Raw genomic sequence first — 12,328 nt, 5'->3', positions numbered from 1 at the left:
GGACTCGTAGAGCGCGATACCGTCCTCGCGGGTCAACCGCTCCCCCGCGTAGACCTTCTCCTCCAGCTCACGCTTGAGCCCAGCGTCCATTCCGCGCCTCCTATAACCGAATCGACCCGATCGACCCTACTCCCCCGGCTCCCCCGCCCCACGGCCGGGAGACACCGGTGTCACGCCGCTCTCACGCCGCGCTCACGCCTCTTCGGGCAGCGCGCCGACCCGGTTCTCCCACTTGGTGGAGAGCACGATGGTGGTACGGGTGCGGGCCACGCCCTTGGTGCCGGAGAGCCGGCGGATGGTGTGTTCGAGGCCGTCCACGTCGCCGACCCTGACCTTGAGCATGTACGAGTCGTCGCCCGCGATGAACCAGCAGTCCTCGATCTCGTCCAGGTCGCGGAGCCGGCTGGCCACGTCCTCGTGGTCGGCGGCGTCGCTGAGCTGGAGGCCGACCAGGGCGGTCACCCCGAGGCCGAGGGCTGCGGGCGCGACGGTGGCGCGGTAGCCGGTGATCACCCCGGCGGTCTCCAGACGGTTGATGCGGTCGGTGACACTGGGGCCGGAGAGCCCCACGAGCCTGCCCAGTTCCGCGTACGAAGCGCGCCCGTTCTCGCGCAACGCCTGGATGAGCTGCCTGTCCACCGCGTCCATCTGAGGGGACCCTCCCGTTCGTGCCACGACTGCGCTGTCTGGACAAGAATCTAAGGCATGGGCGGCTGCGTGCCCTGCGCATCTGCTCTTCCGCCGCCCAGCTCGCCCTCCCAGCGACGGTAGAGCTTGTGCGAGACACCGGCCGCGTCCAGCGCCCGGCCCGCCACGAAGTCCACCAGGTGCTGGATGTGGGTGGCGCCCGCGTAGAAGGCGGGCGAGGCCGGGAGGACCACGGCGCCCGCGTCGTCCAGCGCCACCAGGTGCCGCAGCGTCTGGCCGCCGAGCGGGGTCTCCCGGACGGCGACCACCAGCGGGCGGCGCTCCTTGAGCGTGACGCTCGCGGCGCGCTGCAGCAGGTCCTTCGACAGGCCCAGCGCCACACCCGCCACACAGGCGGTGCTCGCGGGCACGATCAGCATCCCCTTGGCCGGATACGAACCGGACGACGGACCCGCCGCCAGGTCTCCCGCGGGCCAGTAGCGGACGGCCGACAGGTCGAGCACACCGCGCGGGAAGGCGTCGGGAGTGCCGTCCGCGCCCCGGGCCAGCAGGGACTCCAGGTCGGCCCGCCAGTGGGCGTCACGGAAGGGCTCGCCGGTCTCGTCCAGCAGGGTGAGCCGGGCGGCCCGGCTGATCACCAGGTCGACGCTCTCACCCGCCTCCAGCAGCCCGCGCAGCACGGCGGCGGCGTACGGCGTCCCGGAGGCTCCGGAGACACCCACCACCCACGGCGCCCGCTTGCTGTCGTCCACACGCCGAGCCTATCCGGCCCACCACCCGCGCCGCGGATCGGCCCGTGCGGCCGGGAACCGGGCGGGCCCCCGCGTGCGTTGTCACGGTGGAGAGCCATCGGTCCTGAGGGGGGCTTCGGTGACGTACGGACAGACTGCGGGCCGGTCCAGCCGGACCGGCCTTCTGGACACCCTGTTCGCACCGCTGCGCGCGGGTGGCCGGGTGGCGGCCGCCGCCGCGCTGATGGCCGGCTGGGTGGCGCTGCTGTGGGTGCTCGAAGCGATCGACGTGCTCACGCACCACTCGCTGGACACCTTCGGCATCGTGCCGCGCAAGGGCAGCGAGCTGCTGGACATCATCCCGTCCGCCTTCACCCACTTCGGCTTCGGCCATGTGGCCTCCAACAGCCTGCCGTTGCTGGTGCTCGGCTTCATCGCCGCGCTGCGCGGCATAGGCCGCTACATCGCGGTCGCCTTCACCATCATGGTCATCGGCGGGCTCGGGGTCTGGCTGGTCGCCCCCGCCCACACCAACACCGCGGGTGCCTCCGGGCTGATCTTCGGCCTGTTCGGCTACCTCGTGGTGCGCGGCTTCGTGGACCACCGGGCGCTCGACATCATCGTCGGGCTGTTCGTCGGCGCCCTCTACGGCTCCATCCTGTGGGGGGTGCTGCCGTCCGCGACCGGCGTCTCCTGGCAGGGCCATCTCTTCGGTCTGATCGGCGGCGTCGCCGCCGCGTTCCTCTTCCGCGAGCGCACCGTCTCCGTCACCACCGGCTCCTGACACCCCGTCCGCTGCCGGTCGCTGCCGGAACCCGGCAGCCAACCGTGGCCGAATCGTCGTGAAAACCCCCGCGAGATCACAGAGCGCCCACAGCTACCCTCTACCTCAGCCAGTCAGCTCTTCATATCTTCACTGTTTCTTCGCAGCACCCAGGGAGTTCGTCATCATCAGCATGCGCAAGGGCCTCGCCGCAGCCGGAGTGGTGGCCCTGATAGCCGCCGGCTCCGCGGCCTGCGAATCGGCCGCCCAGGCCTCCCCCGCCGGGAAGGTCAACACCGGTTTCGACAAGCTGAGCAACGCCAAGTCGCTCACCCTCGGGCTGCACTTCGACGCCTCGGCGGACCAGATCTACGCCGCCATGAAGGGCGAGAAGGACTTCACCAAGGACGACGCGAAGATGCTCGCCGGTCTTGAGGCGACCTTCACCGTCAGCTCCGACAAGGCGCTCAAGGACGTCAAGTCCGGCGACAAGGGCGGCTCCGTCGGCGTCCGCCTCTCCGGCGACTCCGGTAAGACCGGCATCTTCGAGCTGCGTTCCGTCGACCAGAAGCTCTACCTGCGCGTCGACCTCAAGGCCGCGATGAAGCTGGACACCAGCCCTTCCAAGAGCGGTGACGTGGCCGGGATCAACAAGTTCCTCGGGATGGCGGACTCGCTCCCCTCGTCCCTCGCCTCGGTCAAGGCCGCGCTCAAGGGCCAGTGGGTCTCCCTCGACCCGAAGGCGTTCTCGCAGTTCGCCAAGTCGATGGGCGGCGCCAAGGGCGGCGGCACCGGCGGCGGCTCCGACTCGCTCCCCGGCATGTCCGGGCTGCCCGGCGGCAAGTCGCTGGACACCAAGACCCAGAAGCAGTTCCTGGCCGCGTTGAAGAAGGCGGCCGAGCACAACGCCAAGTACACCGACCTCGGCAACCACGACGGCGCCGACCACGTACGGGCCACCGTGCTCGCGCGGCCGTTCGCCAAGGAACTGCAGAGCGCGATCGCCCCGCTGGGCAAGCAGATCCCGGGCTACAAGCCGTCCGACTTCAACGACGTGCCCAACAAGTCCGTGTCGCTGGAGTTCGCCATCAAGGGCGGCGAGATCCGCTCCATCACCTTCGACGTGGCCCAGCTCGACACCAAGGCCACCGGCAAGCTCCCCCTCACCCTCGACCTCGACGGCAGCGCCGACGAGATCAAGGCCCCCGAGGGCGCGCAGCAGCTCAACCCGCAGGACCTGATGGGCCTGTTCATGGCAGGGTTCGGCGGCTCCGACGACACCTCGTCGGGCTCCGGCTCCTCCGACAGCCTGTTCTCGTAAGCGTCTGACCGCGGTCTCGGTCTCCGGGGGGAAACCTCAGAGACCGAGACCGCGCACGCTCAGGTCGAGCAGCGCGCAGAGGAACAGCGCGATCCCGATGAAGCCGTTCACCTGGAAGAACGCCCGGTTCAGACGGCTCAGATCGTGCGGCTTGACGATCGAGTGCTCGTACAGGAACGCGCCCGTCACGATCAGCAGGCCGAACCAGTAGAAGCCCCCGGCGTGGGTGGCGACGCCGTACCAGGCCAGCAGCGCGGTGGTGACGGCGTGACAGACCCGGGCGCCGTAGAGCGCGGCCGGGATGCCGAAGCGGGCGGGGACCGAACGCACGCCCTCCGCGCGGTCGGCGGCCACGTCCTGGCAGCCGAAGATCAGGTCGAAGCCGCCGATCCAGACGCCCACCGCGAGCCCCAGGATCACCGCGTCCCACGACCACGAGCCGGTCACCGCCAGCCAGGCCCCGATCGGGCCCATCGCCTGCGCGACACCCAGGATCGCGTGCGGGAAGTCCGTGAACCGCTTGCCGTACGGATAGACCACCATCGGCACCACCGCGATCGGCGCCAGCGCCAGGCACAGCGGGTTGAGCAGCGCGGCCGCGCCCAGGAAGACCACCACCGCGATCAGCGCGCCGGTCCAGGCCGAGCGCACCGAGACCGCGCCGGTGACCAGTTCCCGCCCGGCGGTCCGCGGATTACGCGCGTCGATCTCCCGGTCGATGATCCGGTTGCACGCCATGGCGAAGGTCCGCAGGCCCACCATCGCGACGGTGACCAGCAGCAGTTCCACCCAGTGCACCGAGCCGCTCTCGCGGAACATCGCGGTGAGCGCCGCGATGTAGGCGAACGGCAGCGCGAAGACCGAGTGCTCGATCATCACCAGCCGCAGGAACGCCCGCACCGGTTCGTTCCCACCCGCGCGGGGAGGCCCGGCCTTCGCACTGCCGCCGCCGAGAACCGCCTCGCTGCTCACAGCCCGTACTCCTTCCAGCGCTTCGTCACCCGATCGCGGGTCTCCGGGTCGGAGAGCACCATCTCGGGCCAGCCGCCGTCCCTGGTGTAGCCCTCCTCGGGCAGCTTACGGGTCGCGTCGATGCCCGCCTTGCCGCCCCAGAACTGCTGGTACGAGGAGTGGTCGAGGTGGTCCACCGGGCCCTCGACGACGGTCAGGTCGCGGGAGTAGTCGGTGTTGCCCAGCGCCCGCCAGGCGACCTCGTGCAGGTCGTGCACATCGCAGTCGGCGTCGACCACGATGACCAGCTTGGTCAGCGACATCATGTGCGCGCCCCACACCGCGTGCATCGTCTTCTGCGCGTGCTTGGGGTACTTCTTGTCGATCGAGACGATCGCGCAGTTGTGGAAGCCGCCCGCCTCCGGCAGGTGGTAGTCCACGATGTCGGGCACGATGACCTTCAGCAGCGGCAGGAAGAACCGCTCGGTGGCGCGGCCCAGCGGCCCGTCCTCGGTCGGTGGCCGGCCGACCACGATGGACTGGAACAGCGGCCGCTTGCGCATGGTGACGCAGTCGATGGTGAGCGCGGGGAACGGCTCCTGCGGGGTGTAGAAGCCGGTGTGGTCGCCGAACGGCCCCTCGGGCAGCATGACGCCGGGCTCCAGCCAGCCTTCGAGCACCACCTCGGCCTGCGCGGGCACCTGCAGCGGCACCGTCTTGCAGTCCACCATCTCCACCCGCTTGCCCTGGACGAAGCCCGCGAACAGGTACTCGTCGATGTCGCCGGGCAGCGGCGCGGTGGAGGCGTAGGTGACGGCGGGCGGGCAGCCGAAGGCGATGGCGACCGGCAGCCGCTCGCCGCGGCGCTGCGCGACCTGGTAGTGGTTGCGGCTGTCCTTGTGGATCTGCCAGTGCATGCCGATGGTGCGGCGGTCGTGCCGCTGCAGCCGGTACAGGCCCAGGTTGCGCACACCGGACTCGGGGTCCTTGGTGTGGGTCAGGCCCAGGTTGAAGAAGGACCCGCCGTCCTGCGGCCAGGTGAACAGCGCGGGCAGCGCGTCCAGGTCCACGTCGTCGCCGGTGAGCACGACCTCCTGGACGGGCCCGTCCTTCACCTTCTTCGGCGGCACGTGCACCATCCCGGCCAGCTTGCCGAACGCCTCCCGCACCCCTACGAAGCCGTGCGGCAGTTCGGGCTTGAGCAGCCCGGCGATCTTCTCGCTGATGTCGGAGTACGCGTTCAGGCCCAGCGCCTTCAGCAGCCGCCGGTCGGTGCCGTAGACGTTCATCGCCAGCGGGGCCGACGAGCCGCGCACGTTCTCGAAGAGCAGCGCGGGGCCGCCCGCCTTGTTGACCCGGTCGGTGATCTCGCCGACCTCCAGATACGGGTCCACTTCGGCCTTGATCCGCCGGAGGTCGCCGTCCTTCTCCAGGGCCCGCAGGAACGAGCGGAGATCGTCGTAAGCCATGCGCCCCAGTCTCCCATCCCCGCCCCGCGCCCGGTGTCCGGGCCGCCGTGGCTACGCTGGTCCCCTCGGGGAGCGACACCCGCTCCCGCGCCGCCGTCCCTGGGGGGATTCCCGTCTCATGCTGCGGTATCTGCCGTACCTGCTGGTTCTCGCTCTGTGGATCTACGCCTTCGTCGACTGCCTCAACACCCCTGAGCAGGAGGTGCGGGGGCTGCCGAAGGTGGTGTGGGTGCTGATCATCCTGTTCTTCGGCGAGGTGCTGATCGGCCCGATCGCGTGGCTGGCTGCGGGCAAGCGGCGCGGCCCGGTCACCGCCGCCACCGGCACCCCGCTGGAGGGGTACCAGGACCGCCGCCGGGAGTGGGTCGCCCCGGACGACAACCCGGACTTCCTGCGCTCCCTCAAGGAGGAGAACAAGAAGGACGAGGCGATGCTCAAGGACTGGGAGGCGGACCTGCGCCGCCGCGAGGAAGAGCTGCGGCGCCGGGAGAACGGTCCCGACGCCGACTGACGCCCCCGGTCGCCGCTGTCAGACGCCCGCGTACGAGTGCTTGCCGGTGACGAAGATGTTCACGCCGTAGTAGTTGAACAGGAAGCACGCGAACGCGATCATCGCCAGGTACGCGGCCTTGCGGCCCTTCCACCCGGCGGTGGCGCGGGCGTGCAGGTAGCAGGCGTAGGCGACCCAGGTGATGAACGACCAGGTCTCCTTGGGGTCCCAGCCCCAGTAGCGGCCCCAGGCGGCCTGCGCCCAGATCGCGCCCGCGATGATGGTGAACGTCCACAGCGGGAAGACCAGGGCGTTCATCCGGTACGCGAACTTGTCGAGGCTGGCGGCGGCGGGCAGCCGGGACATGATGTCCGCCCACTTGGCGTTCTGCGGGGTCTCGTTGACCAGCGCGGTCTCGTAGCGGTCGCGCACCAGGTAGAGCATGGTGCCGACGGCCGCGAGGTAGAACACCGCGCCGGAGATGATCGCGCAGGAGACGTGGATCCACAGCCAGTACGAGTGCAGCGCGGGCACGAGCTGGTCGCTGGAGGTGTAGAGCACCGACAGGGCCAGGCCCAGGTCGAGCAGCACGGTGGTGGTGAGGAAGAGCCCGATCCAGCGGACGTTCTTCTTCAGCGCGAGCAGCACCAGGTACGCGCCGACGGCGACCATGCCGAAGGTGGTGGAGAACTCGTACATGTTGCCCCAGGGCGCGCGCTGCACGGACGCGGCGCGGAACACCACGCCGCCCAGGTGCAGCAGCCAGGCCAGCACGGTGAAGGACACCGCGATGCGCCCGTAGAGGTCGCCCTTCTCGTCGCCGCCCGCCGCGCCCGGGCCGTCGGCGATGCCGCGGTCGCTGGCGGAGGCGCGGGTGATGACCTTGGGGCGCTCCAGCGTGGTGGTGCCGGCGCTGGTGGCGACCTTCACCTTCACCGTCGCCGCGGGGGCCGCGGCGGACCGCGCGGCGGCCAGGGCGGCGGACTGCGTGGCCACCTTGCTGCGGCTGCCGAACACCCACTCCGCGAGGTGGGCGAGGAACGCCAGCGCGTAGACGAACATCGCCGAGCGGATCAGGTAGTTGCTGTAGTTCGCGAAGTTCTCGTTGACCGCGGCCGCGATATTCACGCGCGGGCTCCTTCGTCGTCTGTCTGCGAGGTCGGCTCGGCTGAGCCGTCGGTCTTCTGGTCCGTCTTCTCGTCGGGCGTCGTGTCCGCGGTCTCGTCGGGCGTCGTGTCCGCGGTCTCGTCCGCCGTCCCGGGTGCCGCTTCCGGCTCCTCCGGCTCCTCCGGCTCCTCCGGCTCCGGCAGGGCGGGTGCCTCCGGTTGGAGCTGGAAGGCGACGTCGCCGAGTTCGTCGGCGATCCGCGCGGACTCGCTGCGGCCGAGGCCGCCCATCTCGACGACGGTGACGCCGTCGGCGCCCGGCACCGCCCGTACCCAGATCCGGCGGCGCTGGATGAAGAGCGAACCGGCCAGGCCCAGGATCGCGGCGGCGCCGCTGACCAGCGCGCCCATGTTGCCGCTCTGGTGGGAGATGGTGAAGCTGGCCCAGGTCTTGACGCCGTCGAACGTGAGCGAGCCCGCGCCGTTCGGCAGCGTCAGCACGTCACCGGGGCGCATCGCCTTGCTGACGATCTTGCCCTGGGCGTCCTTGAACTGCTTCATGTGGCGGGTGTCGAGCTGGTACACGTTCTGCGAGATCCCCGCTTCCATGCCGAGGTCACCGTGGAACGCGGTGAGGATCAGCGCGGGGTAGTCCAGGCCGGGGAACGACGAGTGCGGGCCGCGCACGTTGTCGATGTCGAAGGTCGGGGTGAACAGGCCCGTGAAACCGAGCTGGTCGGCCTTGCCGTCCTTGCCCAGCGCGTCGGGGGCCTTCACCACGCCCGTCGAGGTCAGGTTGCCGTCCTGCGGCAGGAACGGCACCGGGCCGCGGAAGACCACGGTGCCCGTGGCGTCCTTCACGGACACCACCGGCGCGTAGCCGTGGCTGATCAGGTAGACCTTCTCGCCGCCGATGTCCAGCGGCTTGTTCACCGCGATCGACGACTTGACCAGCTTGCCGTCGACGCCGTTCCAGTAGTGGATGTTGGCCTGGAAGGTGCGCGGGGTGCCCTTCTCCGGGCCGGTCCTGGCGTAGCTGGCGTTGAAGCTGTCGAGGTCGAAGCCGAACGGCTTGAGGTCGTTCGCCCCGTAGAGCGTCCCGCCGCCGAAGTCGTCGTACTGCGTGAGGTTGTTGGAGAAGCCGTCGCCCTCGACGATCAGCTTGCCGCCCTCCGCCTTGTACAGCGAGGTGATCGCGAAGGAGATCAGCAGCCCGAACAGCGCGATGTGGAAGACCAGGTTGCCGGTCTCGCGCAGATAGCCCTTCTCGGCGGCCACCGAGGTGCCGGACTCCGACAGGTGGGTGCGGAAGCGGCGGCCGCGCAGGGCCTTGCGGGCGGCCTCCAGCACCTGCTCCGGCTCGGTGTCGGTGCGCCAGGTGGTGTACGCCGGCAGCCGGGTCAGATGGCGCGGCGCGGCCGGCGGCCGGGCGCGCAGCTGGCCGACGAACTGCCAGGTGCGCGGGATGATGCAGCCCGCCAGCGAGATGAAGAGCAGGATGTAGATCGCCGCGAACCACGGCGAGCTGTAGACGTGGAACATCCCCAGGCGGTCGTAGATCGGGCTGACCGTGGGGTGCGTGCGCTTGAAGGTGGCGACCTTGAGCGCGTCGGTGTGCTGCGGGATCAGCGACCCGGGGATCGCGGCCAGCGACAGCATGAAGAGCAGGATCAGCGCGACCCGCATCGAGGTGAGCTGCCGCCACATCCAGCGCAGGGTGCCGACGAGACCGAGCGCGGGTGCGTTGCGCAGGGTGTCGGTGGGCTGGGTGCTGAGCTGCGCGCCCGCCGCGCCCAGCTCTTCGCTCTCGCCGGCCGCGCCGCGCTCGGCGTCTTCCGTGATGGTCATGGGTCAGATCCCTGTGCTGAAGCCGTTGGTCCAGATCTGCATCTGGTAGGTGACGTGGTCCCAGACGCCGGTCAGGATCAGCACGCCGACTGCGACGAGCATGCCGCCGCCGATCCGCATGACCCACGCGTAGTGGCGCTTGACCCACGCGAACGCGCCGAGCGTACGCCTGAAAGCTATGGCCGCCACGATGAACGGCACGCCCAGGCCCAGGCAGTAGAACGTCATCAGCACGGCGCCGCGCACCGCGCTGGCGTCCTGGAAGGCGAGGAAGTTCACCGCGCCCAGCGTCGGGCCGACGCAGGGCGTCCAGCCGAGGCCGAAGAGCACCCCGAGCAGCGGCGCCCCGGCCAGCCCCATGCTGGGCTTGATGTGGAACCGGAACTCGCGCTGGGTGACGCCGCCGACCATGCCCATGAAGGCCAGGCCGAGGACGATGGTGAGCGCGCCGAAGATCTTCGACAGGATCTCGCGGTGGACCAGGAGTGTGGCGCCGAAGTTGCCGAACAGCGCGCCGCCGGAGACGAACACCGCGCTGAAGCCGAAGACGAACAGCGACGCCCCGAGCAGCATCCGGCCCCGCTTGCTCTCGGCGAGGTCGGTGCCCGCGACGCCGGTCACGTAACTCAGGTAGCCGGGCACCAGGGGCAGCACGCAGGGCGAGAAGAACGAGATCAGCCCGGCGGCCATCGCGATGGGTATGGCGGCCAGCAGCGCTCCGGAGAGCACCGTGTGGGTGGTGTCGACCGCCATGACGGTCAGCGCGCCCGTCACTGCTACTTCTCCGCCGCGAGCGGATCGATGATCTGGTTCAGCTCGTCCTCGCTGAGCGGCTTCAGGGCGCGCACCGCGATCTTGCCCTGCCGGTCGATGATCAGGGTGGCCGGGAGGCTCTGCGGATTCACGCTGCCCTTGGGGAAGCGCAGGATCAGCTTGCCGTAGGGGTCGAACAGGCTCGGGTACGGCACCTGGAAGTGCTTGTCGAACCCGGCGGCGTTGGAGACGTCCAGGTCTCGGGTGTTGATGCCGAGGAACTGCACGCCCTTGGCCTTGTCGGCGTTGGCGACCTTGACCAGGTTCGGGGCCTCGGCGCGGCAGGGCGCGCACCAGGAGCCCCAGATGTTGACCACGACCACCTTGCCCTTGTACGCGGCCAGGCTGTCCTGGCCGCCGCCGACGGTCTTGCCGGACAGCTCGGGGGCGGGCTTGCGGTCGGCCGGCTTGACGGTGTTGATCTCACCGGTGCCGCCGACGAAGTTCGAGTTGTCGGTGCCGGAGCCCGAGGACGACGAGCAGGCGGCCAGGGTCAGCGCCAGTGCCGCGACGCCGGAGAGCGCCGCGGCACTGTGGATCGTGCGGCGCCGGGGGCCGCGCGTAGGACTCATGTGAAAAGTTTCGCATGTGCCCGTAGCCGATCTTTTCCACCCCCCGGCGGCATCCCCAAAAACGGCAATTGCCCCAAGTAAGGATCAGGTAGCCGTGCTGGTGACCACGGGTGCCGGGGTCATGAACCGCTGCCAGCCCTCGGTGGGGGCCTTTCCGACCTCCAGGGTGCGCAGCTTGGCCAGCACCTCGGGGTCCTGGGCGTCGAGCCAGTCCACGAACTGCCGGAACGACACCATGCGCACGTCCTTCTGCCCGGCGGCGGCGATGTGCTTGAACGCCTCCTCGACGGCGTCCATGTAGATGCCGCCGTTCCACTGCTCGAAGTGGTTGCCGATGTAGAAGGGCGCCCGGTTGGTCTCGTACGCCCGCTGGAAGCCCGCGATGTACGAGGCGGTGGCCTGCCGGCGCCAGCCCGGGTAGTTGCCGGGGGCGGACTTGGTGGCGGCGTGGGACTGGTTGGCGAGCATGTTGTAGTCCATCGAGAGCACCTCGAAGCGGTGCCCCGGGAACGGGATGAGCTGCAGCGGCAGGTCCCAGACCCCGTGCCGCTTGGTCGGCCAGACCTGGTTGCCGCCGGGCGAGCTGGCGTCGTAGCGCCAGCCCAGGGCCTTGGCGGTGGGCAGCAGGTTGTCCTGGCCGAGCAGGCAGGGGGTGCGGCCGCCGACCAGCTCGGCCTCGTAGTCGAACGGCAGCGGGTCGGCGTCGGCCCAGCCGGTGTTGGTCTTCCAGCTCGTGACGAAGGACTTCGCCTGGTCGATCTCGCTCTTCCAGTCGGTCGGCGTCCAGCGGGCCACGGTGCCGTGTCCCGAGCAGAAGTGGCCGTTGAAGTGGGTGCCGATCTCGTGGCCGTCGAGCCATGCCTGCCGGACGTTGTCCAGGGTGGCCCGGACGTGCTCGTCGGTGAGATAGCCGATGTCGGAGGCGCCGGGGGCGTTGTTCGGCGGGAGGTACTGGTGCTTCTTGCCCTCCGGGAGGAGGTAGAGACCGGACAGGAAGAACGTCATGGTGGCGCCGTGGTCCTGGGCGAGCTTGCGGAACCGGGGGAACAGGCCGTTGCCGACCTCGCCCGCGCCGTCCCAGGAGAAGATCACGAACTGCGGCGGCTTCTGGCCGGGCTCGAGCCGCTCCATCGTGGGCTGGTTGGGCTGCTTCCCCGTCTTCGCGGTCGACCCGTCGCCGATCAGCTCGACCTTCCTGGTCGGGGCCTTGCGCCCGCTCGCCCCGGACTTCTCGCCGGTCTTCCGCACCGATGGTGGCGCGCCCTGGACGCCGGTCCCACCGCTCGACGAGCACCCCGCGACCGCGAGACCGGCGGCCGCCGCGGCACTGGTACTCAGCAGGTTCCTGCGGCTCAAAGCACTCATGTGCGATCCCGTCTCTCGGCTCCCGGCCTAATAGGCGTATGAGCAGAAAATCTGCTTACCCACCATGACGTGCACAGGTTCCTCATGGTTACGGCGATCCCTGCAAAACTTCCCAGAAGACGCCCAAACGGCCCAGAGATTTCACTGCAGCGCCCACGGGGCTTCCGCCATCCGGGTCGGACCCCGCTCCCCCAGGACGCTGCCGCTGCTCCACGGCCCGCCTACCCACGGGGCGCGCGGACTGCACAAAA

Annotated in this window: 12 protein-coding genes; 3 read left to right on the top strand and 9 right to left on the bottom strand. The window is 69.8% G+C overall.

Annotated elements, in window-relative coordinates; translation table 11 throughout:
- Positions 1-192 precede the first annotated feature (192 nt).
- A complete protein-coding gene (locus AB0M29_RS35805; protein WP_365390620.1) occupies positions 193-648 on the bottom strand; it encodes an Lrp/AsnC family transcriptional regulator in 456 nt (151 codons plus the stop codon).
- Between the two features lie 50 nt (positions 649-698).
- Entirely contained in the window at positions 699-1,400 is a 702-nt protein-coding gene (locus AB0M29_RS35800) for a UbiX family flavin prenyltransferase (protein ID WP_365390618.1), read from the bottom strand.
- Positions 1,401-1,623: 223 nt separating this feature from the next.
- On the opposite strand from AB0M29_RS35800, the gene AB0M29_RS35795 reads away from it, so the two are divergent.
- Positions 1,624-2,163, top strand: a complete 540-nt coding sequence (locus AB0M29_RS35795; protein ID WP_365390627.1) for a rhomboid family intramembrane serine protease — start codon at positions 1,624-1,626, stop codon at positions 2,161-2,163.
- 172 nt (positions 2,164-2,335) lie between these two features.
- Positions 2,336-3,463, top strand: a complete 1,128-nt coding sequence (locus AB0M29_RS35790; RefSeq protein WP_365390617.1) for a hypothetical protein — start codon at positions 2,336-2,338, stop codon at positions 3,461-3,463.
- A gap of 36 nt (positions 3,464-3,499) precedes the next feature.
- Here the strand turns inward: AB0M29_RS35790 and mqnP are convergent, their stop codons facing one another.
- Positions 3,500-4,363 (bottom strand): menaquinone biosynthesis prenyltransferase MqnP, encoded by an 864-nt coding sequence (gene mqnP / locus AB0M29_RS35785; protein WP_365390626.1) that lies wholly within the window; start codon positions 4,361-4,363, stop codon positions 3,500-3,502.
- Between the two features lie 68 nt (positions 4,364-4,431).
- The gene (locus tag AB0M29_RS35780) at positions 4,432-5,883 is read right to left on the bottom strand and encodes a menaquinone biosynthesis decarboxylase (protein ID WP_365390615.1); all 1,452 of its coding nucleotides are present in this window, start codon (positions 5,881-5,883) and stop codon (positions 4,432-4,434) included.
- Positions 5,884-6,001: 118 nt separating this feature from the next.
- Between AB0M29_RS35780 and AB0M29_RS35775 the strand changes: the two genes are divergently transcribed.
- Entirely contained in the window at positions 6,002-6,394 is a 393-nt protein-coding gene (locus tag AB0M29_RS35775) for a PLD nuclease N-terminal domain-containing protein (RefSeq protein ID WP_365390613.1), read from the top strand.
- Between the two features lie 18 nt (positions 6,395-6,412).
- Here AB0M29_RS35775 and ccsB read toward each other — a convergent pair whose 3' ends face one another.
- The 5 genes from ccsB to AB0M29_RS35750 all read right to left on the bottom strand — a co-directional run bounded on the left by ccsB (position 6,413) and on the right by AB0M29_RS35750 (position 12,077).
- Complete coding sequence (gene ccsB / locus AB0M29_RS35770) at positions 6,413-7,501, bottom strand: c-type cytochrome biogenesis protein CcsB (RefSeq protein WP_365390612.1); 1,089 nt, start codon at positions 7,499-7,501, stop codon at positions 6,413-6,415.
- Positions 7,498-9,327 carry a cytochrome c biogenesis protein ResB gene (locus AB0M29_RS35765; RefSeq protein WP_365390610.1) on the bottom strand — a complete coding sequence of 610 codons (1,830 nt, stop codon included), beginning with the start codon at positions 9,325-9,327 and terminating at the stop codon, positions 7,498-7,500. Before AB0M29_RS35765 ends, ccsB begins: the two co-directional genes overlap by 4 nt.
- A gap of 3 nt (positions 9,328-9,330) precedes the next feature.
- Positions 9,331-10,080, bottom strand: coding sequence for a cytochrome c biogenesis protein CcdA (locus AB0M29_RS35760; protein WP_365390624.1), 750 nt, complete (start codon positions 10,078-10,080; stop codon positions 9,331-9,333).
- Positions 10,081-10,103: 23 nt separating this feature from the next.
- On the bottom strand, positions 10,104-10,712 hold the full coding sequence (locus AB0M29_RS35755; RefSeq protein WP_365390608.1) for a TlpA disulfide reductase family protein: 609 nt from the start codon (positions 10,710-10,712) through the stop codon (positions 10,104-10,106).
- A gap of 84 nt (positions 10,713-10,796) precedes the next feature.
- On the bottom strand, positions 10,797-12,077 hold the full coding sequence (locus AB0M29_RS35750; protein ID WP_365390606.1) for a hypothetical protein: 1,281 nt from the start codon (positions 12,075-12,077) through the stop codon (positions 10,797-10,799).
- Positions 12,078-12,328: the final 251 nt, after the last annotated feature.

The sequence above is a fragment of the Streptomyces sp. NPDC051976 genome (genome assembly GCF_040680795.1).
Taxonomy (GTDB): domain Bacteria; phylum Actinomycetota; class Actinomycetes; order Streptomycetales; family Streptomycetaceae; genus Actinacidiphila.
The sequence above is the reverse complement of the archived record's forward strand: the minus strand, read 5'-3'. Positions and strand labels throughout refer to the sequence as shown.

Bases quoted from the DNA above. Each gene is read 5' to 3' on its own strand.
- AB0M29_RS35780 (WP_365390615.1), bottom strand. From the start codon at position 5,883: ATGGCTTACGACGATCTCCGCTCGTTCCTGCGGGCCCTGGAGAAGGAC.
- AB0M29_RS35750 (WP_365390606.1), bottom strand. From the start codon at position 12,077: ATGAGTGCTTTGAGCCGCAGGAACCTGCTGAGTACCAGTGCCGCGGCG.
- AB0M29_RS35775 (WP_365390613.1), top strand. From the start codon at position 6,002: ATGCTGCGGTATCTGCCGTACCTGCTGGTTCTCGCTCTGTGGATCTAC.
- AB0M29_RS35760 (WP_365390624.1), bottom strand. From the start codon at position 10,080: ATGGCGGTCGACACCACCCACACGGTGCTCTCCGGAGCGCTGCTGGCC.
- AB0M29_RS35795 (WP_365390627.1), top strand. From the start codon at position 1,624: ATGGCCGGCTGGGTGGCGCTGCTGTGGGTGCTCGAAGCGATCGACGTG.
- AB0M29_RS35765 (WP_365390610.1), bottom strand. From the start codon at position 9,327: ATGACCATCACGGAAGACGCCGAGCGCGGCGCGGCCGGCGAGAGCGAA.
- AB0M29_RS35790 (WP_365390617.1), top strand. From the start codon at position 2,336: ATGCGCAAGGGCCTCGCCGCAGCCGGAGTGGTGGCCCTGATAGCCGCC.
- AB0M29_RS35805 (WP_365390620.1), bottom strand. From the start codon at position 648: ATGGACGCGGTGGACAGGCAGCTCATCCAGGCGTTGCGCGAGAACGGG.
- AB0M29_RS35755 (WP_365390608.1), bottom strand. From the start codon at position 10,712: ATGAGTCCTACGCGCGGCCCCCGGCGCCGCACGATCCACAGTGCCGCG.